This window comes from Brevibacillus sp. IT-7CA2 (genome assembly GCF_949767855.1).
Taxonomy (GTDB): Bacteria; Bacillota; Bacilli; order Brevibacillales; family Brevibacillaceae; genus Brevibacillus.
The window spans coordinates 271,893-297,426 of sequence record NZ_CATKQT010000052.1; the positions used below are offsets into that span (position 1 = coordinate 271,893).

At 48.4% G+C, this 25,534-nt stretch carries 25 protein-coding genes and 1 riboswitch; of the genes, 4 read left to right on the forward strand and 21 right to left on the reverse strand.

Annotated features, from left to right (window positions below; all coding sequences use genetic code 11):
- Positions 1 to 4: 4 nt before the first annotated feature.
- Positions 5 to 448, forward strand: a complete 444-nt coding sequence (locus tag ACM6JA_RS26995; protein ID WP_007726876.1) for a MarR family winged helix-turn-helix transcriptional regulator — start codon at positions 5 to 7, stop codon at positions 446 to 448.
- A 380-nt stretch (positions 449 to 828) separates the two neighbouring features.
- On the opposite strand, the gene sdhB is transcribed toward ACM6JA_RS26995, so the two are convergent.
- The 3 genes from sdhB to ACM6JA_RS27010 are packed head-to-tail and all read right to left on the reverse strand — an operon-like array spanning position 829 to position 3,982.
- On the reverse strand, positions 829 to 1,578 hold the full coding sequence (gene sdhB / locus ACM6JA_RS27000) for a succinate dehydrogenase iron-sulfur subunit (protein ID WP_007722466.1): 750 nt from the start codon (positions 1,576 to 1,578) through the stop codon (positions 829 to 831).
- 18 nt (positions 1,579 to 1,596) lie between these two features.
- Positions 1,597 to 3,351, reverse strand: coding sequence for a succinate dehydrogenase flavoprotein subunit (sdhA, locus tag ACM6JA_RS27005; RefSeq protein ID WP_007722462.1), 1,755 nt, complete (start codon positions 3,349 to 3,351; stop codon positions 1,597 to 1,599).
- Between the two features lie 19 nt (positions 3,352 to 3,370).
- Complete coding sequence (locus ACM6JA_RS27010; RefSeq protein WP_007722458.1) at positions 3,371 to 3,982, reverse strand: succinate dehydrogenase cytochrome b558 subunit; 612 nt, start codon at positions 3,980 to 3,982, stop codon at positions 3,371 to 3,373.
- Positions 3,983 to 4,411: 429 nt separating this feature from the next.
- Between ACM6JA_RS27010 and ACM6JA_RS27015 the strand changes: the two genes are divergently transcribed.
- On the forward strand, positions 4,412 to 4,864 hold the full coding sequence (locus ACM6JA_RS27015; protein ID WP_409177976.1) for a YslB family protein: 453 nt from the start codon (positions 4,412 to 4,414) through the stop codon (positions 4,862 to 4,864).
- Positions 4,865 to 4,917: 53 nt separating this feature from the next.
- Here ACM6JA_RS27015 and ACM6JA_RS27020 read toward each other — a convergent pair whose 3' ends face one another.
- The 18 genes from ACM6JA_RS27020 to ACM6JA_RS27105 all read right to left on the reverse strand — a co-directional run bounded on the left by ACM6JA_RS27020 (position 4,918) and on the right by ACM6JA_RS27105 (position 23,098).
- On the reverse strand, positions 4,918 to 6,159 hold the full coding sequence (locus ACM6JA_RS27020) for an aspartate kinase (RefSeq protein WP_173619064.1): 1,242 nt from the start codon (positions 6,157 to 6,159) through the stop codon (positions 4,918 to 4,920).
- A 231-nt stretch (positions 6,160 to 6,390) separates the two neighbouring features.
- Positions 6,391 to 6,578, reverse strand: a riboswitch (Lysine riboswitch).
- Positions 6,579 to 6,680: 102 nt separating this feature from the next.
- Positions 6,681 to 8,462, reverse strand: a complete 1,782-nt coding sequence (gene uvrC / locus ACM6JA_RS27025; RefSeq protein ID WP_414854862.1) for an excinuclease ABC subunit UvrC — start codon at positions 8,460 to 8,462, stop codon at positions 6,681 to 6,683.
- A gap of 38 nt (positions 8,463 to 8,500) precedes the next feature.
- Positions 8,501 to 8,752, reverse strand: a complete 252-nt coding sequence (locus ACM6JA_RS27030) for a DUF2164 domain-containing protein (protein ID WP_414854863.1) — start codon at positions 8,750 to 8,752, stop codon at positions 8,501 to 8,503.
- Positions 8,753 to 8,878: 126 nt separating this feature from the next.
- On the reverse strand, positions 8,879 to 9,592 hold the full coding sequence (locus tag ACM6JA_RS27035) for an ABC transporter ATP-binding protein (protein WP_414854864.1): 714 nt from the start codon (positions 9,590 to 9,592) through the stop codon (positions 8,879 to 8,881).
- A 1-nt stretch (position 9,593) separates the two neighbouring features.
- Positions 9,594 to 10,355: an ABC transporter ATP-binding protein gene (locus ACM6JA_RS27040; protein WP_414854865.1), complete on the reverse strand. Its 762-nt coding sequence runs from the start codon at positions 10,353 to 10,355 to the stop codon at positions 9,594 to 9,596.
- 1 nt (position 10,356) lies between these two features.
- Complete coding sequence (locus tag ACM6JA_RS27045) at positions 10,357 to 11,328, reverse strand: branched-chain amino acid ABC transporter permease (protein WP_414854866.1); 972 nt, start codon at positions 11,326 to 11,328, stop codon at positions 10,357 to 10,359.
- A gap of 5 nt (positions 11,329 to 11,333) precedes the next feature.
- Positions 11,334 to 12,200, reverse strand: coding sequence for a branched-chain amino acid ABC transporter permease (locus ACM6JA_RS27050; protein WP_414854867.1), 867 nt, complete (start codon positions 12,198 to 12,200; stop codon positions 11,334 to 11,336).
- A gap of 147 nt (positions 12,201 to 12,347) precedes the next feature.
- The gene (locus ACM6JA_RS27055) at positions 12,348 to 13,535 is read right to left on the reverse strand and encodes an ABC transporter substrate-binding protein (RefSeq protein WP_414854868.1); all 1,188 of its coding nucleotides are present in this window, start codon (positions 13,533 to 13,535) and stop codon (positions 12,348 to 12,350) included.
- A gap of 182 nt (positions 13,536 to 13,717) precedes the next feature.
- Positions 13,718 to 14,035 carry a thioredoxin gene (gene trxA / locus ACM6JA_RS27060; RefSeq protein ID WP_007722428.1) on the reverse strand — a complete coding sequence of 106 codons (318 nt, stop codon included), beginning with the start codon at positions 14,033 to 14,035 and terminating at the stop codon, positions 13,718 to 13,720.
- A 140-nt stretch (positions 14,036 to 14,175) separates the two neighbouring features.
- Positions 14,176 to 14,442: a hypothetical protein gene (locus tag ACM6JA_RS27065; protein WP_414854926.1), complete on the reverse strand. Its 267-nt coding sequence runs from the start codon at positions 14,440 to 14,442 to the stop codon at positions 14,176 to 14,178.
- Positions 14,443 to 14,551: 109 nt separating this feature from the next.
- Positions 14,552 to 15,511: an electron transfer flavoprotein subunit alpha/FixB family protein gene (locus tag ACM6JA_RS27070; protein ID WP_414854869.1), complete on the reverse strand. Its 960-nt coding sequence runs from the start codon at positions 15,509 to 15,511 to the stop codon at positions 14,552 to 14,554.
- Between the two features lie 20 nt (positions 15,512 to 15,531).
- Positions 15,532 to 16,299: an electron transfer flavoprotein subunit beta/FixA family protein gene (locus tag ACM6JA_RS27075; RefSeq protein WP_414854870.1), complete on the reverse strand. Its 768-nt coding sequence runs from the start codon at positions 16,297 to 16,299 to the stop codon at positions 15,532 to 15,534.
- Positions 16,300 to 16,351: 52 nt separating this feature from the next.
- The gene (locus ACM6JA_RS27080; RefSeq protein ID WP_017251082.1) at positions 16,352 to 17,125 is read right to left on the reverse strand and encodes an enoyl-CoA hydratase; all 774 of its coding nucleotides are present in this window, start codon (positions 17,123 to 17,125) and stop codon (positions 16,352 to 16,354) included.
- A 119-nt stretch (positions 17,126 to 17,244) separates the two neighbouring features.
- Positions 17,245 to 17,835: a TetR/AcrR family transcriptional regulator gene (locus tag ACM6JA_RS27085; protein ID WP_007722414.1), complete on the reverse strand. Its 591-nt coding sequence runs from the start codon at positions 17,833 to 17,835 to the stop codon at positions 17,245 to 17,247.
- A 151-nt stretch (positions 17,836 to 17,986) separates the two neighbouring features.
- Complete coding sequence (locus tag ACM6JA_RS27090) at positions 17,987 to 19,687, reverse strand: AMP-binding protein (RefSeq protein WP_414854871.1); 1,701 nt, start codon at positions 19,685 to 19,687, stop codon at positions 17,987 to 17,989.
- Between the two features lie 204 nt (positions 19,688 to 19,891).
- On the reverse strand, positions 19,892 to 20,881 hold the full coding sequence (locus tag ACM6JA_RS27095) for an LCP family protein (protein ID WP_414854872.1): 990 nt from the start codon (positions 20,879 to 20,881) through the stop codon (positions 19,892 to 19,894).
- A 53-nt stretch (positions 20,882 to 20,934) separates the two neighbouring features.
- Complete coding sequence (locus ACM6JA_RS27100; RefSeq protein WP_414854873.1) at positions 20,935 to 22,110, reverse strand: acetyl-CoA C-acetyltransferase; 1,176 nt, start codon at positions 22,108 to 22,110, stop codon at positions 20,935 to 20,937.
- A gap of 64 nt (positions 22,111 to 22,174) precedes the next feature.
- Positions 22,175 to 23,098, reverse strand: a complete 924-nt coding sequence (locus ACM6JA_RS27105) for a 50S ribosomal protein L11 methyltransferase (RefSeq protein ID WP_414854874.1) — start codon at positions 23,096 to 23,098, stop codon at positions 22,175 to 22,177.
- A 430-nt stretch (positions 23,099 to 23,528) separates the two neighbouring features.
- Between ACM6JA_RS27105 and csaB the strand changes: the two genes are divergently transcribed.
- Together csaB and ACM6JA_RS27115 are read left to right on the forward strand one after the other, a co-directional pair.
- Positions 23,529 to 24,626 (forward strand): polysaccharide pyruvyl transferase CsaB, encoded by a 1,098-nt coding sequence (csaB, locus tag ACM6JA_RS27110; RefSeq protein WP_414854875.1) that lies wholly within the window; start codon positions 23,529 to 23,531, stop codon positions 24,624 to 24,626.
- Positions 24,627 to 24,650: 24 nt separating this feature from the next.
- On the forward strand, positions 24,651 to 25,502 hold the full coding sequence (locus ACM6JA_RS27115; protein WP_414854876.1) for a class I SAM-dependent methyltransferase: 852 nt from the start codon (positions 24,651 to 24,653) through the stop codon (positions 25,500 to 25,502).
- Positions 25,503 to 25,534: the final 32 nt, after the last annotated feature.

Sequence of the window (25,534 nt, forward strand, 5' to 3'; positions counted from 1 at the left end):
GAGAATGCCCTCCCCTTTAACAGATACGCTTGAGCGCCTGCAGGAGGCGTTTCGTACCATTATGCGCACGATGGGAACGCAATTAGCCGAACCTGTCTCTGGTTTAACTGGCCCGCAATTCTACATTCTTCATCAGTTGGAACAGAAGGAAAAATGCACCGTTGGAGAATTGGCTGAATCAATGGGGGTCAAACCAAGCGCAATCACTGCAATGGTCGACCGTTTGGATAAACACGGCTTCGTCGCCCGTGATCGTGATGAGGAAGATCGCCGAGTGGTTTACATCAGCTTGCGCGATTCTGGCAAAAAAATTCTGCAAGTAGCCAAGCAGAATCGGAGAGAAAAGCTAAATAAAATGTTCTCTCACCTCAGCGAAGATGAACTCCAGCACTTCGTCCTCATTTTTGAAAAGCTGGCGATGGCGGCGGTCATCGAGGCGAGTGAATAAACTCCTTGTACGTTGCTGTTGTGGTGGGGAGAAAACAGGAGAAAACGCTCAGCTTCTAGGGCCACCTCCTGGGGGATTGACTGCACGACTCCATGCAAAAAGCGAAACCGCGGCCAAAGTGGTATCTTCAGGATGTTTTTCAGAGGTGGCCGCTTAAGGGCGTGTTTCGCTTTTTGCATGGAGTCTCGGTCGGTGTCCCTAAGATCTTCGCTGTTTTCTCCTGTTTCCCAGAGGGACGGAGCCTGGAGCCTAGACTGGAAATATTCTTCTCTTCACTACAGCGACATGTCCCCCCAATGCAGTAAGCACTTAAACAAACTTTCCTATAATGAAAAAAGGCGTGCATTCCGGATAACCGGTGCACGCCTTTTCTTCGTCTATTAGGAGAAGAAGAACTTCTTCACTGCATGTTTGGTTGTTTCTTTGTTCATGTGAGCGATCGAGGTTGTCAGCGGAATGCCTTTTGGACATGCTTGTACGCAGTTTTGCGAGTTACCGCAATCACCGATACCGCCATCTTCCATCAGGGCTTCCAGACGCTCATGCTTGTTCATCATACCCGTTGGATGCTGGTTGAACAGACGAACCTGCGAAATCGCGAACGGTCCGATGAACTCAGCCTTTGCATTCACGTTCGGGCAAGCTTCCAAGCAAACACCGCACGTCATGCACTTCGAAAGCTCGTACGCCCATTGACGCTCAACTTCCGGCATACGAGGACCTGGTCCCAGATCATGCGTACCATCGATTGGAACCCACGCTTTTACGCGTTTCAGCGCATCGAACATGCGGCTGCGGTCAATCGACAAGTCACGTTGTACAGGGAAGGTGCTCATTGGCTCAAGACGAATCGGCTGTTCCAGTTTATCAACCAGTGCCGAGCACGCTTGGCGCGGTCTTCCGTTAATAACCATCGAGCACGCACCGCATACTTCTTCCAAGCAGTTCGATTCCCAGTTTACTGGAGACGTTTTTTGACCTTGTGCGTTGAGTGGATTACGTTGAATCTCCATCAAAGCACTGATCACGTTCATACCAGGACGGTAAGGGATTTTGAACTCTTCCTTGTACGGAGTGCTGTCAGGGCTATCTTGACGAGTGATAATCAAATGAATCAATTTTTCTGCCATGATCAGTTTCCTCCTCTCTTATTTCTTGTCAGACGTATAGTCACGTTTACGTGGTGCGATCAGGGATACGTCGATGTCTTCATAGTAGATTTCAGGCGCAGTCGTTTCAGCATTGTACTTCGCCATTGTCGTCTTCATGAAGTTCTCGTCATCACGCTCAGGGAAATCAGGCTTGTAGTGAGCACCGCGGCTCTCGTCGCGCTTGAGCGCACCGATCGTGATCGCGCGGGACAGTGCGAGCATGTTCCAGAGATGACGGGTAAACGCCGCACCAGAGTTGCTCCATTTATTTGTATCGTTGATGTTGATTTTCTTGTAGCGTTCCATCAGTTCAACGATCTTATCATCCGTTTTTTGCAGACGGTCGTTGTAACGTACTACCGTTACGTTGTCAGTCATCCACTCACCCAATTCCTTGTGGATCAGGTAAGCATTTTCTGTTCCGTCCATTTTCAGGATGCTGTCGTATTTCGCTTGCTCTTGGCTAGCAAAGCCATCGAAGAGCGTGGAAGACAGATCATCAGAGGATTTGTTCAAGCCTTTGATGTACTCGATTGCTTTTGGACCCGCTACCATACCGCCATAGATCGCGGACAGGAGTGAGTTCGCACCCAAACGGTTTGCACCGTGCTGAGAGTAATCGCACTCACCTGCTGCAAACAGACCAGGGATATTGGTCATTTGGTTGTAGTCTACCCACATACCGCCCATGGAGTAGTGAACCGCAGGGAAAATCTTCATTGGAACTTTACGTGGGTCATCCCCAACGAATTTTTCGTAAATCTCGATAATACCGCCCAGTTTTACATCCAGTTCTTTTGGATCTTTGTGGGACAGGTCGAGGTATACCATGTTTTCGCCGTTGATACCCAGCTTCATATCTACGCAAACGGAGAAGATTTCGCGAGTCGCGATGTCACGCGGAACCAGGTTTCCGTATGCAGGGTATTTATCTTCCAGGAAGTACCAAGGCTTACCGTCTCTGTACGTCCATACACGGCCACCCTCACCACGAGCAGACTCGGACATCAGACGCAGCTTGTCGTCGCCAGGGATTGCAGTTGGGTGAATTTGGATCATCTCACCATTGGAGTAGATAACCCCTTGTTGATACGCCGCAGACGCTGCTGTACCTGTATTAATAATCGAGTTAGTCGATTTACCGAAGATGATACCAGGTCCGCCTGTTGCCAAAATAACGGCATCCGCACGGAAGGATTGAATTTCACCGGAACGCATGTTTTGCGCAGTAATCCCGCGACAGGTTCCTGTATCGTCCAAAACGGCTCCGAGGAAATCCCAATATTCGTACTTGGTTACCAGACCTTCAGCTTCATAACGGCGTACTTGTTCGTCCAATGCGTACAAGAGCTGTTGTCCAGTGGTCGCACCCGCAAAAGCGGTACGGTGATGTTTGGTTCCCCCGAAACGACGGAAGTCCAACAGACCTTCTGGCGTACGGTTAAACATAACGCCCATACGGTCCAACATATAGATGATGCCAGGTGCTGCATCGCACATTGCTTTAACTGGCGGTTGGTTTGCCAAGAAGTCTCCGCCATATACTGTATCGTCGAAGTGCTCCCATGTGGAGTCGCCTTCCCCTTTGGTATTTACCGCCCCGTTAATACCGCCCTGCGCACAGACAGAGTGGGAACGTTTTACCGGAACCAGGGAGAACAGCTGAACAGGAACGCCTTTTTCTGCTGCTTTGATGGTAGCCATCAAGCCGGCCAAACCTCCACCGACAATGATCAGTTTACCTTTTGCCATGAGTTTTGTCCCCCTATCCCTACAAAATGAAAGCCGACATCGCACGCAAGCCGATGAAGGTTACAATTACGAATACGCCCAAAGTCAGGAATGTTGCAATGCGTTGGGAACGCGGCCCAACTGTAATTCCCCAGTGAACCAGGAACGACCACAGTCCGTTGGAGAAGTGGAAAGTCGTGCTAATAATCCCGATTGTGTAGAATACGATCATTGCAGGACTGCTCAAAATGTTTGCCATCATGTCATAATCCACGTGTGCACCCAGTGCTTTTTGGATACGGGTTTCCCAAACATGCCAAACAATAAAAATGAGGGTAATGACTCCTGTAACGCGTTGCCACAAGAACATTTGGTTTCGGAAGTAACCGAAGTTCCCTACGTTATGCTTCGCTTGGAACGCAATGTAGAGACCGTAAACTGCGTGAAACAGGATCGGGAGGTAGATCAAGGCAAATTCAAGTACTAACAGAAATGGAAGGCTTTCAATGAAGCCTACTGCCTGGTTGAAAGCTTCAGGTCCACGAGTCGCTTGATAGTTGGCGGTCAAGTGGAACACGAGGAAGAGCCCGATCGGAAACAAACCAAGAAGTGAGTGTAGCTTGTGACTGAGAAAGCTATGGCCTTTCGCCATACAATGGTCCCCCTTTCAATGTATGTAACTCTCAATTCTGTGAAAAACGTCAAGCATCACCGCAAGCGGCCCAAAACGGTTTTCGACCGTTTTGATAGACCTTTCCCCAATATCCTAACCCATTGCCTCACCCATTAGACATAGCAAAACCGCCACGATCATTTTATGAAGAGCATCTTGACGCTGTTCACAAAAAGACTGCGTTCGCTAGATCATATGAATTTGTCGGAATGTGTCAAAATTCGAGAAAAAGTTGGGCAAAACTTTGACCAAATCCAATTGTACTCTTGTCGACACAGAGCGTCAAGACAATCAATGTACTAAATACATTGATAGAATAACTTTGTTTAGTCTAGCTATTTTTTCTATTACGATGTCATGAATATGAGCCCCTCCTCATAATCTAGTACAGACAGGAGGGAAGCACATATGAAAGAGAAGGATCAGCTTGCAGCACTGTTGCCGCCGGAGACCATTCCCTATGCGGAAAGAATGAACATGCCCTATCTTGGCTATCATCTTCTACGCGAAACGCTGACCAGCACCCTGCTAGGTGATAGTGAAAACCATATTCTCTATTGGATAGGAAAAAATATGGGACGCCAAATCCCTATTCAATCTGCAACAGGCCCGATTATGCCTTTTATTCGGCTCGGATTAGGCCAGTTAGACGTCGTAGAGGAGACCGGGCAAACTATCGTCTATTCGCTCACTCATTCTATTTTTAGCTATCAGTCTATAGAGAGACTAGGATGCAGTCTTTCTTTTGAGGCTGGGATCATCGCTGGTATGATTGAGCAGTGGAAAGAAAGAGAAGCATTCAGCAAAATCGAAATGGAAAGCCCTTCAGACATACGGATATCTGTGCAAGTAGCGTCATGAAGAAAATGCCCCCTCTACCTGTAACAAAGGGAGAGGGAGCATCCATCCATGTTTTATACTCCGTGCACGACCGCGGTTTCCTCGACATCCAGACCATATGCCGAATGAAGACTGCGAACAGCCAGCTCTGTCAAGGCTGCTGGAATGACGCAAGAAACCTTGATATCAGACGTAGATACCATTTTAATAGAAATTTCTTTTTCAGCCAGGACGCGGAACATTTCGGCAGCTACCCCTGGATTGTTGATCATACCCGATCCAACAATCGATACCTTGGTCAAGCCTTCCTCGAAATCGACTTTTTCAAAGCCAAGCTCGGTTTTGTTTCTGTCCAGCGTATCCAGTGCTTTTTTCAGGTCATCCGCTGCAACTGTAAAAGAAATGTTCGTAACAGACGCATCATAGGAGCTTTGGATAATGATATCGACGTTCACCTGATTGTCCGCTAGCGTATTGAACAGACGGGAGAGCGTCCCGACCTTGGCAGGCATGCCGACAACCGTGATTTTGGCTACATCTTCATCGTGTGCAACTCCACTTACTACTCTTCCTGTTTCCATGTTGGCAACCTCCTCAACGTACGTACCATCTTCGGCAGTAAAGCTGGAGCGGACGACCAGCCTTACTTTGTATTTTTTCGCAGCCTCTACTGACCTTGGATGAAGAACCCCTGCACCGAGGTTCGCCAGCTCCAGCATCTCATCATACGAGATCGTATCCAGCTTGCTCGCAGCTGGAACCATTCGCGGATCAGCTGTGTACACCCCGGACACGTCCGTAAAGATTTCGCATTTCTCAGCGTTCAAGCTCGCTGCGAGTGTAACCGCAGATGTATCCGATCCACCGCGGCCGAGCGTCGTAATTTCACCTTCGTCACTGATCCCTTGGAATCCTGCCACGATCACCACACGACCACGGCCGAGCTCGGATTGAATCCGCTCTGGATCAATCTGCTTGATCCGTGCTCTTCCGTGAATCGCCTCCGTGGTAATTCCAGCCTGCCAGCCCGTAAGAGAAATGGCGTCGTAGCCTTTTGTATGCAAGGCCATCGACAAAAGCGCGATCGATACCTGCTCCCCCGTGGTCAGCAGCATATCCATTTCACGCTCGGATGGGTATGCGCTAATCTGCTTGGCCATGTCTACCAACACGTCAGTAGATTTCCCCATCGCAGAAACAACGACTACCACATCATGCCCTTCCTCTTTGTAGCTGATAATTCGATCCGCAACTCGTAAAATTCGCTCAATGGTACCTACAGAAGTGCCTCCGTATTTCTGCACGATCAACCCCATGCGGCTTCTCTCCCTTTTTCTCATATCCAATGTTGGTATATATCTCGTATCGTATGGTTTTTCACTATTCTCTCTATAAGGAAAAGTCTTACATTTTTATTTTACAAAAAAGGCACCGACAAGGAATAAGACCTGCCGCTGCCTACTGTTTCGACATACCGGTTCCTCCCTCCCAATACACGCGGACAACGAAGATTGATAGTAAACACCATCAAAACTCACATTGACACACCGTGAGATAGCTCTCCATCTGACAATTGGTCATTGTGCAGATGACAGTCCTGCATTTGTTCAACGCAGACCCAGCATGGAGAAAAGCGGGTTTCCCTCCACACTTCGGCGAATTCCCCTTTCCCGTCCCCTTCACAGATACCCGATCTCAGGGTGGTACTCTTGGTTTTCGCGCCTCTACCTCACTCCATAATGGAAGTGAGGCTAACTATTCTGTTTGAATCGGATTATATCATGAGTCTAAAAATGGATCAATTCCTTTTTAGAGGTTGTTCCAAAAGTCACATTTGCTATGTGTCCAGCTTGCGCAGATGCCCGATGATTTCTTTCGCCAGCTTGTCGCCGATCCCTAATTGACGGAAGTCTTCAACGGTCGCCTCGCGCATTTTTTTCAACGAGCCGAAATGTGAGAACAACAGCTTGCGTCGTTTCTCACCGATACCCGGGATCTCATCCAACTGTGAGGAGAGCATCGTTTTCGTCCGGGATTGTCTGTGGAACGTAATAACAAATCGGTGGACTTCATCTTGGATGCGCTGCAACAAATAAAACTCATAGCTATCCCGTCTAAGATTTACAGGCTCTGGCGGATCTCCGTACATGAGCTGAGCAGTGCGGTGCTTCTCGTCCTTCGCGAGTCCACAGACTGGAATATAGAGGCCCAGCTCATTTTCCAGGACGTCCATGGCCGCACTGATTTGGCCTTTTCCACCATCGATCACAATCAGGTCAGGCATCGGCTGGTTTTCTTTCAGCAGGCGAGAGTATCGACGGCGAACGACTTCCCGCATGGAGCCGTAATCATCTGGTCCCTCGACGGTTTTGATCTTGAATTTGCGGTATTCCTTTTTGTCAGGACGGCCGTCTGTAAACACAATCATCGCAGACACTGGCTCTGTTCCCTGAATGTTGGAGTTGTCAAACGCTTCAATTCGATGAGGAACCGGAACCCCTAAAATGTGACCGAGATTGTGTACCGCTTGGACCGTACGAGCATCGTCCTTGGACATCAGCGCGAACTTCTCCTGCAAAGCAATACGGGCGTTCTCGGAAGCCATCTTCACGAGCTCATGCTTTTTGCCTCTTTTGGGAGCGTGGACTTTGATGCCCAGCCACTCACTCAAAAGCTCCGGTTCACTCTCTTCCGGGAGCAAAATTTCTTTTGGCAGCGCATTTTGCTTGTCGTAGTAGAACTGGCTCACATAAGACATGAAGTCTTCGGTTTCGCTACCATAGTATGGAAAGGAAGTCGTCTGACGCTCGATCATCTTCCCTTTTCGCATATAGAACACCTGAATGCACATCCAGCCTTTTTCCACAGCAAACCCGATAATGTCGCGGTCTACCGTATCAGTGAACGTGATCTTCTGCTTCTCCATCACCGCTTCGATGCTCTTGATCTGATCGCGGTATTCCTTGGCGCGTTCGAACTCCATGTTTTCTGCGGCTTGCAGCATTTTTCCCGTGAGGGTTTGCTTCATTTCCTCATGGCCACCATCGAGGAACCGGCTGATTTCGTCCACCAAACGCTGATTTTCCTCTGCCGATACCTCGTACACACAGGGCGCGAGACATTGTCCCAAATGGTAGTAAAGACAAACCTGCTTGGGCATGTTGCGGCATTTGCGCAACGGATAGAGGCGATCCAGCAGCTTCTTCACCTCGGAGGCATCTCCCGCATTCGGATATGGACCGAAATACTTGGCTTTATCTTTTAATACCTTACGGGTAATCTCCAGGCGTGGCTGCGCCTCATTCGTAATTTTGATGTACGGATACGTCTTGTCGTCGCGGAGCATGACATTATAACGCGGGTCGTGCTCCTTGATCAGGTTGCACTCGAGGATGAGCGCCTCAATCGCTGAGGATACCACAATGTACTCAAAGTCCACGATCTCACTGACCAACAGCTGCGTCTTCCCGTTATGACTGCCTGTAAAATAAGAGCGGACGCGGTTTTTCAGCACCTTGGCTTTTCCTACGTAAATGATTTCCCCGCTCGCATTTTTCATCAGGTAGCAGCCTGGCTTATCTGGCAGGACGGCCAGTTTATCTTTTAAGGAGCTGTTCATGGCTGCTCCCTCCTCTTTGCTCTATATCTGCCTTGTATCTATTTGTTCTTGTAGATTGGCTTTTCCAATACATACAGTTCATCTTCTAAGGAACTCATTCGTTCCACCAGCAGCTTGCGGCTGTCTTGCACCCCTTGATTGTAATAGAAGGGGCCGAGTTCCTTTGAAAAAAAGGCAATCAACTCTTCCGTCTCCAAATTGCCGAGTGTCTCCGACCGTTCTTCAATAAAATAGCGCTGTACTTGATGAACAAGATATTCCATTTGCTCTCTCGTCAATTTGGTTGGCATCGTATCCGGCTTCCTTCCCTTTTTCTCATCATAAGAGAATATACGTTCTATCCTTCATAGTACCATGGAATCAATACGAAAAAAACTGCCGCCTCATTCCATAGCGACAGTTTTTTATAGGCAGACCTAATGCTTGCGACCGCCCAAATATGCTTCTTTTACACGCTCGTCGTTTAACAATGCTTCTCCTGTGCCGTCCAATACGATTTGCCCTGCCTCCAGTACATACCCGTAATCAGCGATTTTGAGGGCCTGTTTGACATTTTGCTCCACAATGAGGACGGTTGTACCTTCCGCATTGATTTCTTTGATCACCTTGAAAATGTCCGCCACCACGATGGGAGCCAAGCCCATCGACGGCTCGTCCAAAAGCAACAGCTTCGGTCGAGACATCAATGCGCGGGCAATGGCTAGCATTTGCTGCTGACCGCCAGACATCGTCCCTCCCAATTGAGAAAGCCGTTCCTTGAGGATTGGGAACCAGGTCATCATCTTTTCCATGTCGTCCTTGATGCCTTGTGCATCGTTGCGCTGGAATGCACCCATCTCCAAGTTTTCCAGCACGGTCATCTTACCGAGGATCGCACGCCCTTCTGGTACCAAAGCCAGTCCGGCTTTTACGATTTGATGAGGTCTCGAACCCTCTATACGTTGACCACAAAACGTAATCGTCCCTGCTTCGGGCTTCAGTTGACCTGCGATCGTACGCATGGTTGTGGTTTTGCCCGCTCCGTTCGCCCCGATTAGCGAGACGATTTTGCCCTCAGGCACTTCCAGCGTGATCCCACGAATCGCCTTGATTTGACCGTAGGAGGTCGTCAAGTTTTGTATGTTCAGCATCTTATTCGTCCTCCTTGCCGAGGTAGGCTTCAATCACATCTGGATTGTTTTGTACCTCTGCTGGGGTTCCGTCAGCAATTTTGACCCCAAAGTTGATACATACGACCTTTTCACACAGGTTCATGACCAATCCCATATCATGTTCGACCAACAGGACCGTCGTCCCGTCATCACGAATCTTTTTGACCAGCTCCATGAGCGCTTTTGTCTCAGTCTCGATCATTCCGGCAGCAGGCTCGTCCAAAAGCAAAAGTTTTGGCTCAGTAGCCAGTGCCCGTGCAATCTCCAAACGCCGTTGTTGACCGTAGGCCAATGTATCCGAGCGCACATCAGCAATGTCAGACAAGCCTACGAATTCGAGAAGCTCCTCTGCTTTTTTGGTAACCGCCTTTTCTTCTGCACGTTGTCCCGGTGTTTTCAAAAGGGAAGCCCAAAAGCCCGCCTTCATGCGTAAATGGCAGCCTACCTTCACGTTGTCCAACGCACTCATGTGACCGAAAAGGCGAATATTTTGGAACGTCCTCGCAATCCCCATTTCAGTAATTTTGTTCGGCACTATTCCATTTAGTTTTTGTCCGGCAAAAGAAAAAGTACCCGTCGTTGGTTCGAATATACCCGTTGCCATATTGAAAATGGTCGTTTTCCCCGCACCATTCGGACCAATCAAGCCGACAATTTCGCCCTCTCCGACAGAAAAAGAAACGTCACGAAGAGCGGTGATGCCGCCAAAGCTTTTTCCTACGTTCGCAAGTTCCAGCAACATCTTATTCTCCCCCCTTCGCTTCCTTATCCGATGACTTGCCCCGCCGACGCTTGAACAGCTTCTGGAACGTATCGGCACCGATCAAGCCATGCGGACGGAACGCCATTACACCGACCATGATCAAACCGTACATGAGCATTTTGTACTCGGCCAAACCACGCAGTACCTCCGGCAGTGCCGTGAGAAGCAAGGCACCAAACAGCGGCCCCCATACGACTTCGCTGCCGCCGATCACGGCATAAGACAGAATCTCTACGACTTTATGATAGTTAAAATCATCTGGCGTAATGGTCGTCGTAATGTGAGCGAACAATCCTCCACACACCCCTGCCAAAATTGAACCGATCACAAAAGCAAGCATTTTATAATAGTTGACTTGCAATCCCATCGCTCGTGCTGCCGTTTCATCTGCTTTGATCGCTTCAAAAGCACGCCCCAGACGCGAACGGTTCAGACGAAGCGTCAGGAAAAGAGCGAAGGCAAACAGGAGCAGCATAAAAACAAAGGTCGATAATGACTTCATTTGCATGACCGAAATACCAAAGGTTTGCGCTTTTAACCCCATTGCTTTTTCAAAATCGTACAAGTAATTGCCAATCGATTGAAGTCCGGTCAATCCGAGGGCTCCATTCGTAATTTCCATATTAAGAAAAATAACGCGGATCACTTCACCAAAGCCAAGCGTAGCAATTGCCAGGTACAAGCCATGGAGCTTCAATGTCGGAGCACCGATCAAGAGTGCAATCAGCCCTGCCGCCAGTCCTCCGATCAAGATGGCGATAAACAGCGGCATGTCCGCTTGCTTTGTCAAAATACTCGCCGTAAAAGCACCAATGCTCATAAAGCCCGCATGTCCCAAGGAAAGCTGGCCCGTCGAGAGCGTAATGTAAATACTGATCGCTAAAATACTGTTTAACAAAATAAAAGTCAGTACCTGTAAGTTATATGGATTGAGAATGTCCAATGTCTGCACCTCCCTTACGCTTTGCGTCCAAATAGTCCTTCCGGCTTCAAGAGTAAAATGAGAATGATCAAGCCAAAAGCAACCGCATCCCGATACGACGAGTCTCCGTACGCGACAGTAAACACCTCGATAATTCCGAGCAATACGCCACACACCATGGCTCCAGGAATGCTGCCTACTCCGCCTAAAATCAAAACAGCCAAACCTTTGAAGCCAAGCGTCATCCCCATCGTCGGAATGAGAGCAGAGTACGCCATTCCGATCAATATACCAGCGACGCCTCCCAGTGCCGAAGCAAGCATAACGGTCACGACAATAACCATATTCGTGTTAATCCCCAAAAGATTTGCAGTATCCGTATTTTCAGCCGTCGCGCGAATGGCTTTTCCCATTTTCGTTTTTTGAATCCAGAAATGCAGGACGAACATCAGCAACACAGAAATCGCCAAAATAACGAGATCCACGCTGCGAATTTGAATGAGCCCCAAGTCAAAAGTGGCATCCCCAAAGGATTGTGGGAACGCACGGGAGTCAGCACCGAAAAACTTGTGCATGGCTTCCTCCATCAAAATGGCAAATCCGATCGTACTAATCAAGGATGCCAGATGGGGTACATTTTTTTTACGAAGGGGGCGAAGCGCTGTATATTCCAGCACGAGACCCAAAATGGCCGATATCACGACCGCCACGATCAGCGCTACCCCTAAAGGCATATTCAGGCTGGTCATCAATACCAAGCCAACCAGTGATCCAAAAATAAAAATTTGGCCGTGTGCCATATTAATGATTCCCAAGACACCAAAAATGAGCGTATAGCCCAATGCAATCAATGAATAAGTGCTACCAACTGTCAAACCGTTGACTAATTGTTGCCAAAACAAATGCCTCACCTCACTGTTAAGTGGTTAACATCCAACGATGATTGAGTTATTCTCGCTGGATCAGCAAGCGAAGAACTTCATCTGGTACTTTCTGATCCAGCGAGATAACTATAGAAAAAGAAGCCCGGAGCGACCCCGGGCACGATCCTATTCAAACGGGACGAATTTGCCTTCTTTTGCGACAACGACAACCGCATCACCAATCGGATTGCGTTTCTCGTCAAAAGACAGTTTGCCGGATACACCTGTGAAGTCTTTCAGCTGAGCCAATTGTCCGCGCAACTCTTCGCGATCTGCTTTGCCTGCGGCAAGAAGTGACTGCGACATGATATACAGCGAGTCATATGCTTGGGCAGCGAACTGGTCAGGCTTTTTGTTGTATTTGGCTTCGAATGCTTTTACGAAGGCTTGTACTTTATCATCTTTCTTTTCAGGGCTGAATGGAGTCGCAACGATCAAGCCCTCAGCAGCTGGACCTGCAATTTCAAAAACTTTCGGATTATTGAAACCATTTCCACCAAGAATTGTCCCTGTAAAGCCCAACTCACGTGCTTTTTTCACAACCATAGAGCCTTCTTTGTACAAAGCGGACACTAGCAAAGCGTCTGGGTTTGCTTGCTTCAGCTTAGTCAATTGGGCCGAGAAATCCACATCGCCATTTGCGAAAGTCGCTTCACCGGTAATCTCCAAGCCCAGCTTTTCAGCGGTTGCTTTCATGACCTTGTAACCATTCACGGAGAAGTCATCGTTGGATGCATGGATGAGTGCTACTTTTTTCAAGCCATTTTTCTCTACGGCTGCTTTCATAGCTGTCGGGATCGCAATGGATTCAGGCAAAGAATTGCGGAACACGTACTCCCCGATATCATTGATTCCTTCTGACGTGTTGGAGATACCAAAAATCGGGGTTTCCGCCTCGTTTGCAACTGGTCCTGCTGCAAACATTTCACCGGAAAGTGTTGGTCCGATGATAGCCACGACATTATCCTGATTAATCAGTTTATTTACCGCGTTAATCGCGCCTTCTTTTTCTCCGGCGGAGTCTTCAAACTTCAGTTCGATCTTGAGCTTGCCTTTGTTTGCTTCATTCAGCTCACCCAACGCCAGCTCCAATCCTGCTTTTTGTGCTTCTCCATAGGCTGCGCCAGATCCTGAGAGGAAACCAACAACACCGATTTTTGCTTGAATCTCTTGTCCGTCGGCGCTAGCTGCTTGTCCAGAGCCACCTTCTCCTGCTGCAGGAGCACTTGTATTTCCTCCGCTCGAACATCCGACCATCAATACCGCCCCTAGCGAAATCGCCGCCAGCGAGCGCATCAAATGAAATCCCTTCATTAGAAAAGCCCCCTCTATTTTCTAAATAAATTGAATATATGAAGTTTAATCAAAGTATTATAAAAACGCAATTATTTTCGCTCAAGTAAACTTAATTTTTTGACAAACGATCGTTCAGAATTCCGCATCAGTCCATAAAAAAAAGCGGCACCTTACATGCCGCTTTACTCATTGCATTGCTCTTATAGATGTTTGCCTACAGTTGCCATGAGCGCTTCTTTTGGTTGGAAGCCGATCACTTTGTCAACTGGTTGACCGTCTTTGAATACGATCAGTGTTGGGATGGACATTACGCCAAAACGACCAGCAGAATCTGGGTTGTCATCCACGTTTACTTTGACGATTTTGAGCTGGGAGCCCACTTCACCGTCGATTTGCTCCAGTACAGGAGCGATCATTTTGCAAGGGCCGCACCATGGAGCCCAGAAGTCAACCAGGACTGTACCGCCTTGCTCTACTTCCTGGGAAAAGTTTTGGTCGGTAGCATTTACAATTGCCATAGAAGTTACCTCCTTGAATTTCAATTACTAAATAAAGGTTCCTAACGGTTATCAGTATATCATTCAAACACCAAATTGACTACGCCGCTCCACACTTTGCCCTGCACTTCTCGCTATAGTCTGTCCAGTCTAGCCGCACCTTATTGCCCGACTTGTTTGAGCCGGTTAATCTCCCGTTCTTGGTCACTAACTTTCCGATGCAGCAGATCAAGGTCTGCATCGATATGTTTATTTTGGCGTTCCAACCTATCTAATCGGCGCGTAGCGTCATCGCGGAATTCGTACATCTCATCACGAAAATCATACATTTCTTTCTTAAACTCGCGTAGCTCCTCCTGCGTTTCTTTAACCAATCGGTTATTCTCTGCCACCATGTGTATTAGTTGTTGCAAAAGCTGTTCGCTCATCCCGATCACCTCTCCTTACTGCCTATTATACCAAGCAAGGAAAGCATAAAGTAAGCCTTATGGACAAAAAAAGCGCCCCCAAAAGGAGCGCCTTGTTACCGTTTTTCTGTTATACCAACACTTTTTTAAACTCAGCCGTCAGCAATGGCAGCACTTCGAACAAGTCACCAACGATACCGTAATCAGCCACTTGGAAGATTGGCGCTTCCGGATCTTTGTTGATGGCAACAATGACTTTCGAGCTGGACATACCAGCCAAGTGCTGGATCGCTCCCGAAATCCCGCATGCGATATACAGATCAGGTGTAACAACCTTACCTGTCTGTCCAATCTGCATGGAGTAATCGCAATAGTCTGCGTCGCAAGCGCCACGAGATGCACCAACTGCTGCACCGAGTACTTCCGCCAGATCGTACAACGGCTGGAAGCCTTCTGCACTCTTCACTCCGCGTCCACCGGAAATCACGACTTTTGCTTCGGAAAGGTCTACTTTGCCGCTTGTTTTTCTTACAACATCCTTTACGATCGTGCGCAAATCCTTGATATCCAATTCAACTGGTACCACCACTGCCGTTTTCGAAGGGTCAGCAGCCCCGATGGCAATGTTGTTTGGACGAATCGTAATAAATGTTGTTCCATCAACGAATTTGCGTGATTGCGTCGCTTTTCCTGCATAGATCGGGCGAACGAAGACAGGGCCCGCTTCTACGCTTGTTACGTCTGAAACCAAACCATAACCGAGTCTCGCTGCTACGCGAGGTGCGATATCACGACCGATCGCGGTGTGACCCAAAACAACTGCGTCTGGAGAAGCCAGTTCAATCAACTGCGCGAGTGCCTGCACATACGCATCTGGCGTGTACTGTGCCAACGCTGTATGATCAGCCGTATATACCGTGCTCGCACCGTGATGACCCAATGTCACTGCATGCGTTGCTGCATTTGCTCCGAATACACTTGCTACGACTTCGCCGCCCTCAGCCAATGCTTGTGCTGCAGTCAATGCTTCCAGCGACACGTTGCGAAGTTGTCCGTCACGTACTTCTGCCAATACAAGTACTTTTTTCATGGATATCCTCTCCCTCTCGCTTAGATCACTTTCGCTTCATTGCGCAACAGTTGCACCAATTCCGACGTTTGAGCTGCCAATTCGCCAGAGAGAATGCGACCCGCCTGCTTTTTCGGAGGCAATGTCTGATCGACGATTTCTGTCTTTGCTTTTACCTCATCCGCAGTAATTCCCAAATCGTCTGCACCGAGTCTATCCAATGGTTTTTTCTTCGCTTTCATGATGCCTGGGAGAGAAGGATAGCGCGGCTCGTTGAGTCCTTGCTGAGCCGTAATCAAAACAGGAAGGCTCGTCTCCACGACTTCCAGGTCCCCTTCTACATCGCGCTCTACGCGTACGTTCGTCCCGTCCACCGCTAGCTTCACAGCAGTCGATACATGGTTAATTCCCAGTTCTTCTGCCAGACGAGGACCGCCTTGGCCAGCCCCGGAGTCTACAGCCATTTGTCCACCAATGATAATATCGAAGCCAACCTTTTTCGCTACTGCAGCCAATACTTTGGCGATCGTGAATTCGTCTCCGAACAGAGACTCGTCATCCACCAAAACAGCCTTGTCTGCACCCATTGCCAAAGCAGTGCGCAGTGCACTTTCAGAACGGTCTGGGCCGACGCTGATCACGGTTACTTCGCCGCCGTGATCTTCCTTGAGCTTGATCGCCTCTTCTACAGCGTACTCATCGTAGGGATTAATGATGAATTCAACGCCATCTTCGGAAATTTGTCCGTTTTGGATGACGATTTTTTCTTCTGTGTCAAACGTCTGTTTCAACACAACCACGATATTCATCAGGATGCCTCCTCCTTAGTGGTACCTCATACTTGTGAAGCTATATGCTTAACTACCGATCTGCGAATTGCGGCTTGCGCTTCTCGAGAAAAGCAGTCACGCCTTCTTTTACGTCCTCCGTCGCGAATGCATCGCCAAATAGCTTTGCTTCTTGCTCTAAGCCTTGTGACAACGAAAGCTCCGTTGTGTTATGGATGGACGCTAGGGCAAACTTCAGGGTAATCGCACTCTTACTTGCGAAAACAGCCGCCAGCTTTTGCGCTTCTGCAAGCAACTGCTCTACGGGATAAACCGCTTCCACAAGACCGATACGCAGAGCTTCCTCGCCACCGATCATCTCAGATGTGAGAATCATTTGTGTCGCTTTGCCACGACCAACCAGACGTGGTAGACGTTGCGTACCACCGTAGCCAGGAATGAGTCCGAGATTCAACTCAGGCAGCCCGAGCTTGGCTTCAGGTGCTGCAAAGCGGATATGGCATGCCAACGCAAGCTCCAAACCTCCGCCAAGGCAAGCGCCGTTAATTGCTGCAATGATTGGCTTCGGGAACGTTTCCAAGCGATTGAACAATGCTTGACCCTTCTTCGCCAGTTCTTCTGCATTATCCCGATTCAGTTGGGTAAATTCTTTGATGTCCGCTCCTGCAATGAAAAACCGACCTTCGCCAGTCAAAACGATTGCTTTGATTTCATCGTTATTTTCCCACTGGTCCAAAAGTTCACTCAATTGACCGAGTACTGCTTGACTGAGTGCGTTAGCAGGCGGGTTGCTAATTGTAACCGTAGCAACGCGATCAACGATTTCTACATTCCAATGCGACGCCATTCCTCTCCCCCCAAACTCTCCCCATATATAAAAACAGCTACTTCTTTCGATCCGAGCGATCGCTCAGTCTTGCTGTTTCCATTGTAACAAACGTTTTCATGCAAAAAAAGCTTTTCTTTTCATTCTTTTCCCTTCATACCAAGCAGGAAGAGGTTATGAATGGAATCAACATAAGAGACAAGGTCGTACTTGCACTGTTTCATCACCCAAGATGTCGTCACTTCGTCCAGCGTTCCAAAAATCATTTTTCGCGTAATCCGCACCTCGAGATCGGATCGGAATACGCCCTGTTCCATACCCTCTACGATCACTTCGTCAATGAGGTTGAAATACTGCTTCATCACGTTGCCGATTCCTTCACTAATGATCGGACTGGATTGGCGTAGCTCGATTTGCGTCACTTTTGCCAGATCCTGGTCCATGGATAGCTGGCTCAAGTGTGCATGAATGAGTACATACAGCTTTTGCTCAATGGTCGTCGCTTCCGAAATGCGTTTGCGGTTTGTCTCCACAAACTGGCCCATCTTTTCGTTAAACAGTGAAATCAAAATATCATCCTTGTTTTCAAAATAGAGGTATATGGTGCCGTCTGCTACCTTCGCCTCTTTCGCAATTTTCGATACCTGGGCACTGTAATAGCCCTGTTTGGCGATTACTCGAACAGCAGCATCAATAATGGCTTGATACTTTTCCCCCGTTTTCTTTGCCATAACTACCTCCATGTTTACTAACATTGATGACGAAATGAATGATCACTCATTCATAATTAGTGTAATACAGGGCCACTCCTCTGTCAATCGCAAGAGGTCAGCAAAAAAGGCCGCTTTCCGCCTGGGATCGCAAGCCTCAAAACATCAGCTACTAGCTCGTTTTGATTTCTTCCTGGGCTTCTCTTTTCTTCTTGTCTTCTTCTTGTAATTGACGACGCAGTACTTTTCCGACCATGGTTTTGGGCAAATCTGTACGAATCTCGTATTGTCTCGGAATCTTATAGGCGGCAAGTCTCTGTCTGCAATGCGCCTCCAGATCCTCTTCACTCGCGAGCTGTCCATCCTTGAATACGACGTATGCTTTGACTGTTTCGCCCCGGTACGGATCTGGGACACCGATGACTGCTGCCTCCTGGATGGCGGGATGCTCAAACAGCACTTCTTCTACTTCACGCGGATAAATATTGAAGCCACCGGCTATTATCATGTCTTTTTTGCGATCTACGATATAGAAATAGCCGTTTTCGTCCATATAGCCCATATCTCCCGTCAAAAACCAGCCATCCTTCAATACGGCGGCGGTATCTTCTGGGCGATTCCAATAGCCTAGCATGACTTGGGGTCCTTTTACGGCCAACTCTCCGACATCGCCTTGGGGCATCTCATCTCCCGTTGCCGTATCCACAATTCGGCAATCCGTATCTGGCCACGGCATTCCGATGCTTCCGGTAATGCCTTTTTCCCAAATGGGATTGGAATGTGTTACGGGAGAAGCCTCCGTCATCCCATAGCCCTCGACCAGCTTGCCGCCTGTCAACTCCTCAAATTTGAGCTTGACTTCGATCGGCAACGGAGCCGATCCACTGACACATGCGTCGATGGAAGAAAGGTCATGTTTCTTCAAGTCCGGGTGGTTGATGAGACCGATATACATGGTGGGTGCCCCTGGGAAAAGAGTAGGCTTCCGTTTATCAATCATTTCAAATATTTGTTTCACGTCGAATTTGGGAACGAGAATAATTTCTGCTGCGATACAAATGCCTTTGTTCATCACGGTAGTCATCCCATACACGTGGAACAGTGGGAGCACACACAAAATCCGTTCCTGTCCCTTTTTCAGCTTGTAAAGGACCGCTTGGCACTGGACTGCATTCGCAATGAGGTTGGCGTGCGTCAGCATGACGCCTTTGGCAACACCTGTTGTCCCCCCTGTATACTGGAGGAGCGCGATGTCCTGGGTCGGATCAACTGGTACTTCAACAGGCTTGGTAGCGCTTTCTTTTAATACGGAAAGAAAAGGCTCAATATCTGCGCTGTATGTAACCTGCGGATTTTGTCCTTGTTTCTTCTGCACGAACGGATATAGCCATTTTTTCAATAAGGGAAGGAAATCGCCAATGCTTGTGATGATAATTCGTTGAAGTGAGGTAGATGCACGGACTTGGGTAACACGTTTGTACAACAAATCCAGTGTGATGATGGTCTCGGCGCCTGAATCGTTCATTTGGTGAATCAATTCTCGCTCGGTATACAGCGGGTTGGTCATGACCACGATCGCGCCTGCAAAAAGCGCTCCGTAGTAGCTGATGACGGCTTGAGGAGTATTTGGTAGCATAATCGCCACGCGGTCGCCTTTCTTTACACCGCGCTTGATCAATGCATTGGCAAATTGGTATGACAACTGCAAAAGCTCTCGATACGTAATGCTTTTTCCCATGAAATAGATCGCGTTACTGTCTGGATACATAGCTGCAGACTGCTCCAGAAAATGCGTCAAAGGAACACGGGGGTAATCCAATGACGGCGCAGTTTCGGGCGGGTAATTGGCAATCCAAGGCTTGGCATTTGACATGGTCATTCCCTCCATCCCTTAAATGGCCTTGCCTCTCCCTATGATCTACATTCATAATCTCTTCCTAATGACTATTGTATTCGAAACATATTCAATTTTCCAACTAAAATCATGTACTTTCCATCTGGGACAAGACCATTCGACGAAAAAAAGGACGCAGCCCTTGATGAAAGCCGTGTCCTTTGCCCTTATGCTCTATGTGTCTTACGGTTTTACTTCCTTGATAATTTGCTGACGTGCTCTTTCCCGTTCAGCTGTGGGGACGAGATGATACCAGCCAACGATGCCATTATGCCAAATGCGCTCATCCTGCCCGACCAATGTATCAGCTTGAATGGAGTTCGGAGTGCCATCGCCATAGGACAATAATAGAGAGGCGATTTCCTGTTCAGTGAGGTCCGTTTTCACATGCTGACCCAGTATTTCCATGAGAGAAAATGCCTTGGTATACACTTGGAGTGAGGTGCCTTTAGAAGCCAGCGCTTTGAGAATCTCCTGCTGTCGGTCAATCCGCATGTAATCACTGTCTTCCTTGCCTAGATCACTTTTGCGATAACGAGCGTAATCCAATGCCTGCTCACCTGATAAAGTCTGCCGCCCTGGTTGAATGTCGATGTACGTGTCGTCGCTCGGATCGCTGTACTTCATTCGTTTCTTCACATCGACAGTGACACCTCCCAGTTCGTCCACAATTTGACGGAAGCCATCGAAATCTACGGAGATATACCGGTCAATTTTTAGTTGTAAGAATTTTTCCAGCGACTCTTTCACCATCTTTGGACCACCAAAAGCCATCGCATGGTTCACCTTGTCGTATCCTTTTCCCGGGAGCTCCATGTAGCTGTCACGCGGAATCGCCAAAAGGTAGACGGATTGCTTCCCGGGATGAATCGCCGCAAGCATCATTGTATCTGAACGTGCACTTTCCCCGTCTCGACTATCCACACCAAGAAGCAGGGCGACGAAAGGCTTCAATGGTTCTGTTCCTGTCAAAAGATCACGTGGAGGAAGGGAAACAGCTGCCTGTTTTGCGCTCCCTTTGGCTCCATCAATCGGAGCATACCACTGATTTGTCATTTGCTTATATTGATAGGCACTGTAGGCAACAAGCAGCAACGCCCCGATCGTCAAACAGGATATGGTATGAAACGCAATCTGTTTTCCATGTCGCTTGAAAAAAGACCATATAAACATGACAAAGCCTCCCCCTTTGCTTCCATTTTTAACAGGGGAGACTTTGTTTAAACCTACGTGCGTTCGACAACCATCGCCATACCCATCCCGCCGCCAACACAAAGGGCAGCCAAGCCTCGTTTCAGCTGTCGCCGCTTCATTTCGTGCAGCAAGGTTACAACAATTCGGCAGCCAGTAGAACCGACAGGGTGACCTAGCGCGATGCCGCTTCCGTTCACATTCGTTATTTCCCGCGGTAGCTCCAGCAGTTTTTCCACGGCGAGGTATTGCGCGGCAAAGGCTTCGTTTACTTCGATCAGTTCGATATCCGCTAGCGTCAAACCCGCTTTTGCCAATGCACGCTTCACTGCTGGAACGGGTCCATATCCCATCAAATCAGGCTCTACCCCCGCTACTGCCCACGAGACAATTCTGCCGAGTGGTTCGATACCGAGCTCTCTCGCTTTTCCTTCTTTCATCAAAACGGCTGCGGACGCTCCATCGTTGAGCCCAGATGCATTGCCTGGCGTCACTGTACCATTGTCACGAAAACTTGGTCTTAGCTTCGCGAGACTTTCCAACGTCACTCCCCTGCGAGGGAATTCGTCTTTCGTTACGATGATTTCTTCGGTGCGCTTTTTAATTGGGACTCCGATAATTTCTTCGGCAAACATACCGCTATCTATGGCGCGGATCGCATTTTGCTGACTGCGCAAGGAAATCTCATCTGACTCCTCGCGCGTGATCCCATAACGATCGACCAGACGTTCTGCCGTCTCGCCCATCAGGATTTGATGGTGGGGGTCTGTTAACAACTCCCACATCGCATCGGTCATTTCCCCATGTGTCAATCGTTTGCCCCAGCGCGCATTTTTCAGGACATACGGGGCGTTGCTCATGCTCTCTACGCCGCCTGCCAAGACGATTTCACTGTCGCCTAAAAGGATTTGGGAAGCGCCGCTCGCAATCGCTTGCATGCCAGATGCACATTGACGTTGAATCGTGTAGCCGGTCACTTCTTTCCCCAACCCTGCATCCAATGCTGCCACTCGTGCTATGTTTGGCTCGTCTGTACGTTGAATGCAATTTCCTAAAATGACTTCATCGATCAGAGAAGCCTCCAGGCCAGATCGAGCCATGACACCGCGAATGACGGTTTCTGCCAGCTTGCGAGCGCTTACATCTTTCAGGACGCCACCAAACGTACCGATTGGCGTACGTCCGGCAGCAGCAATGACAACCTGCTCCATTGTTTTCCCCTCCATTGAGTACCCTATTTTCTTTATTGTCTCACACGGAAGTTACAAGGCAGTTCTAAGCGATGTTTTTCAATACAACGCTAACCCATTCGTCTTTTTGACTTTCTTTCTCTACTTGGAAGCCCGCCTGTTCAAATGTGGCGATGACAGCTTCCCGATTCCATTCGACAATTCCGGAGAGAATCAAAATTCCTTCAGGAGCCATCCGCTCCGTAATCATCGGAAGCATCGCGACATTTTCATCGCCTCCGATGTTGACCAGAATGACATCAGCTTGGTCAGGCAATTGAGACTTCACTGCGTCCTCGCTCGCATCCCCAATCACGACTTGTACAGCGTGGTCAGGAAGGTGGTTATTGGTCGCATTGACGAGAACCTGATACTCGCTTTGTGGATTAATATCAACTGCCCATACAGGATGCTTAGCTCCATTCAAAGCGCAGTACAAAGAGAGAATTCCTGAGCCAGCTCCTATATCAATGACTTGCTTACCCTCCAGATCCATTTCTTGCAAAAACAAAAGAATGTCCTGCGTCGTTCCATGATAGCCGGTTCCGAAGGCTGCACCTGGATCGAGCCATAGGATATGCTGTGCCGACTCCAGCGCTGCGGGGTCCGTCCACGTTGGTGCCACCCACCAGTCGCCTATCTTGACTTCCCGGAACTCCTCTTTCCACGATTCATTTTCTTCAGCTACGAGTTCTACTTCTTTTATGGTGACTTGTCCATTCCAGCGTTGAATGTAAATCTTCAAGTGAGCTACATGCTCCTCTTCACGATCGTGCTGGGGTTCAAATAAATAGCCAACAAGTGGACCTTCCGTATTTTCTGCGTAATCATATCCGTTTTCCGTTGTCAGTACTTCGATTTGCGGTTCGATCCAGCCAAGCGTGTAGGAGCTGGTCAAAACCTCTGCCACAAACAAATCCTCAATCTCCGGTTCCACTAGTAATTTGTATTTGAGCCACATGCTTTCCATGATGAAAAATGCTCCTTCCCTTTTGCTGTCATTCGCCCCTATTCTTGCGGACATCTATTCACTCATATGTGGATGGCAAGGATGATAGAGAACATGGTATGATAGTAGAATGGACTAACATAACCGCAGGGAGGCTTACCATGTTTGACGAATTTTTTTACCGTCGCCGCAAAAATAAGGGGCTGTTCATCGTCATGATTGCCCTCATTGTTCTTGGCATCGGCATGTTCGGTATGGGTTTCCTCTATATGTTCTCGTAAGTCGGAACAACATCATTATACCCTACGAACCGCGCTGCACCCACTGTATCTGTCCAAACAATTGGGGCGTGAAGTTTTCTACTGTGGTTGCTTTACTTCCCCTTGTTTACTCGATTATACTTGAGAATGTATTTTTCCTGTACGTTTGATATAGAAAGAAGGTTCACTCCATGTCGCGAATTCTCATCTCCGGGTACTACGGCTTTAATAATGCCGGAGACGATGTGGTCCTGTACGGCATCATCAGCTCTCTTAAGCGGGAACAACCAAATATCTCTCTCGCCGTCTTGTCCAATCAGCCTGATCGGACTGCGGAATTGTTTGGGATTGAAGCCTATAACCGCTGGAGCTTTGGAACCATCGTCCGCGAGCTTTCGCGAAGTGACATGCTGGTGATGGGCGGCGGTACACTGATGCAGGATGTAACTAGTCCGCGCAGTGTCCTCTACTATTTGGGCATCGTCACCATTGCCAAGCTTTTAGGTAAACCCGTGGTCTTTTACGCACAAGGATTTGGCCCCATCCTCAAATCGCTCAGTCGCACGATGATTAAACGCGTGGTGAATCACGTCAACATCATCACGGTTCGCGACTACGAATCAGGGGAGGACTTCAAAGCCTGCGGCGTAAAAAAAGCCCCTATCTATATAACAGCTGACCCTGCTCTGACGATATCCCCAGACGATATTGCTGATCAACGGGGAAAAGAGCTGCTCTATGGTATGTTTGATGATCCTTCCAAGCCTTTAGTCGCCATCTCTGTCCGGGACTGGAAGCAGGAACAGCAATTCAAACAGAAGATAGCCCTAGCAGCAGATTGGTTTATCATGCGCGGATGGAATGTTCTCTTTCTGCCGATGCATGTCCCTAGTGATTTGGCACCGTCCCAGGAAATCATGGACCAGATGAGCCAACCAGGAGCACGTCTTCTCGATGCGCCTGTTACTTTTCATGACATTATGTCGGTACTGAAGCAATGCAACTACGTCGTTGGTATGCGGCTTCACTCGCTTATTCTTGCGTGCATGCTGCGAATCCCTTTTATCGGCATCTCCTACGATCCGAAAATTGATCGATTCGTAGAACGCGCTGGAATGCCCAATGCTGGTCATATTACTGCACTCGATGAAACTACACTTTTGACCTTGCTCGCTGAAAAACTGGACAACCTCGATCACGAAATTGATGTGGTAACGAAGCATTCCCATCTGTTAGCGATCGAAGCTTCCAAAAGCAGTGAACTTGTTCTACAAGCGCTGCGTAAATAAGGCTGACCTGGAAAGGAGGACATCATGTCCTTTTCTTCACAAGTGTTACTTGGTTTAAATCGATTATTTCCTCTCCCCGTTCACCCTTTTAACCTGGCAAACAACGGGGAAATGAGCTATACCGAATGGCAATTTCAAAAAGGGGATCAAACCATTCAGTTTTTCCTCCCCTTCCATTCACAGGAGCAAATGTTCCGTGACCAAACGGTTTTGGACATCGGCTGTGGCGGCGGGGGAAAAACCTGTTATTACGCCACCTATGGTCCTAAAAAAATGATCGGCATCGACATCGTCCCCCACTACGCGGAGGAAGGAAATGAATTCGCGAAGAAAAAAGGACTGGATCATCTTGTCTCCTTCATGACTGGTGATGCCGCGAGAATGGACTTCCCGGACAACACGTTCGATACGATCATCATGAATGACGCGATGGAACACGTAGGCGAACCGGAAAAGACGCTGGAGGAATGCTTTCGGGTATTGAAGCCTGGAGGTCACCTCTATATCAATTTTCCGCCGTATTATCATCCATACGGTGCTCATTTGTCAGATGCGATCGGCATTCCTTGGGTGCATGCTCTCTTCTCGGAGCAAGCCTTGATTGATGCCTACAAAAAGCTAGTCCGCGACTTGCCAGACGGTTCTGACCGGATTGCTTTTCGTTTCGACAAGCTTCCTGATGGCAGAGATACGATCTCGTACATCAATCGCATGACGATCAAACGGTTTCGAAAAATTCAACAAGGCGTGGTGCAGCCTGCGGTTTACCAGCGAGAAATTCCGTTGCGCAATCAGTTACAGACCTTAGCGAACTTACCTGCTACCCGTGAATTTTTCGTCAAAATGGTCGTCTGTGTTTATCAAAAAACGAAATAAGCAAGAACACAAAAAAACCCCTTCCTCCGTTT

Coding starts and splice junctions, on each gene's coding strand:
- ACM6JA_RS27090 (WP_414854871.1), bottom strand. CDS start 19,687: ATGTCAAATGCCAAGCCTTGGATTGCCAATTACCCGCCCGAAACTGCG.
- trxA (WP_007722428.1), bottom strand. CDS start 14,035: ATGGCAATTGTAAATGCTACCGACCAAAACTTTTCCCAGGAAGTAGAG.
- ACM6JA_RS27055 (WP_414854868.1), bottom strand. CDS start 13,535: ATGAAGGGATTTCATTTGATGCGCTCGCTGGCGGCGATTTCGCTAGGG.
- ACM6JA_RS27065 (WP_414854926.1), bottom strand. CDS start 14,442: ATGAGCGAACAGCTTTTGCAACAACTAATACACATGGTGGCAGAGAAT.
- sdhA (WP_007722462.1), bottom strand. CDS start 3,351: ATGGCAAAAGGTAAACTGATCATTGTCGGTGGAGGTTTGGCCGGCTTG.
- ACM6JA_RS27030 (WP_414854863.1), bottom strand. CDS start 8,752: ATGCCAACCAAATTGACGAGAGAGCAAATGGAATATCTTGTTCATCAA.
- ACM6JA_RS27040 (WP_414854865.1), bottom strand. CDS start 10,355: ATGTTGCTGGAACTTGCGAACGTAGGAAAAAGCTTTGGCGGCATCACC.
- ACM6JA_RS27105 (WP_414854874.1), bottom strand. CDS start 23,098: ATGGAAAGCATGTGGCTCAAATACAAATTACTAGTGGAACCGGAGATT.
- ACM6JA_RS27010 (WP_007722458.1), bottom strand. CDS start 3,982: ATGGCGAAAGGCCATAGCTTTCTCAGTCACAAGCTACACTCACTTCTT.
- sdhB (WP_007722466.1), bottom strand. CDS start 1,578: ATGGCAGAAAAATTGATTCATTTGATTATCACTCGTCAAGATAGCCCT.
- ACM6JA_RS27095 (WP_414854872.1), bottom strand. CDS start 20,881: ATGTTTATATGGTCTTTTTTCAAGCGACATGGAAAACAGATTGCGTTT.
- ACM6JA_RS27020 (WP_173619064.1), bottom strand. CDS start 6,159: ATGGGGTTGATCGTGCAGAAATACGGAGGCACTTCTGTAGGTACCATT.
- ACM6JA_RS27085 (WP_007722414.1), bottom strand. CDS start 17,835: ATGGCAAAGAAAACGGGGGAAAAGTATCAAGCCATTATTGATGCTGCT.
- ACM6JA_RS27100 (WP_414854873.1), bottom strand. CDS start 22,110: ATGGAGCAGGTTGTCATTGCTGCTGCCGGACGTACGCCAATCGGTACG.
- uvrC (WP_414854862.1), bottom strand. CDS start 8,462: ATGAACAGCTCCTTAAAAGATAAACTGGCCGTCCTGCCAGATAAGCCA.
- ACM6JA_RS26995 (WP_007726876.1), top strand. CDS start 5: ATGCCCTCCCCTTTAACAGATACGCTTGAGCGCCTGCAGGAGGCGTTT.
- ACM6JA_RS27035 (WP_414854864.1), bottom strand. CDS start 9,592: ATGCTGAACATACAAAACTTGACGACCTCCTACGGTCAAATCAAGGCG.
- csaB (WP_414854875.1), top strand. CDS start 23,529: ATGTCGCGAATTCTCATCTCCGGGTACTACGGCTTTAATAATGCCGGA.
- ACM6JA_RS27070 (WP_414854869.1), bottom strand. CDS start 15,511: ATGAAAAAAGTACTTGTATTGGCAGAAGTACGTGACGGACAACTTCGC.
- ACM6JA_RS27080 (WP_017251082.1), bottom strand. CDS start 17,125: ATGGCGTCGCATTGGAATGTAGAAATCGTTGATCGCGTTGCTACGGTT.
- ACM6JA_RS27015 (WP_409177976.1), top strand. CDS start 4,412: ATGAAAGAGAAGGATCAGCTTGCAGCACTGTTGCCGCCGGAGACCATT.
- ACM6JA_RS27075 (WP_414854870.1), bottom strand. CDS start 16,299: ATGAATATCGTGGTTGTGTTGAAACAGACGTTTGACACAGAAGAAAAA.
- ACM6JA_RS27115 (WP_414854876.1), top strand. CDS start 24,651: ATGTCCTTTTCTTCACAAGTGTTACTTGGTTTAAATCGATTATTTCCT.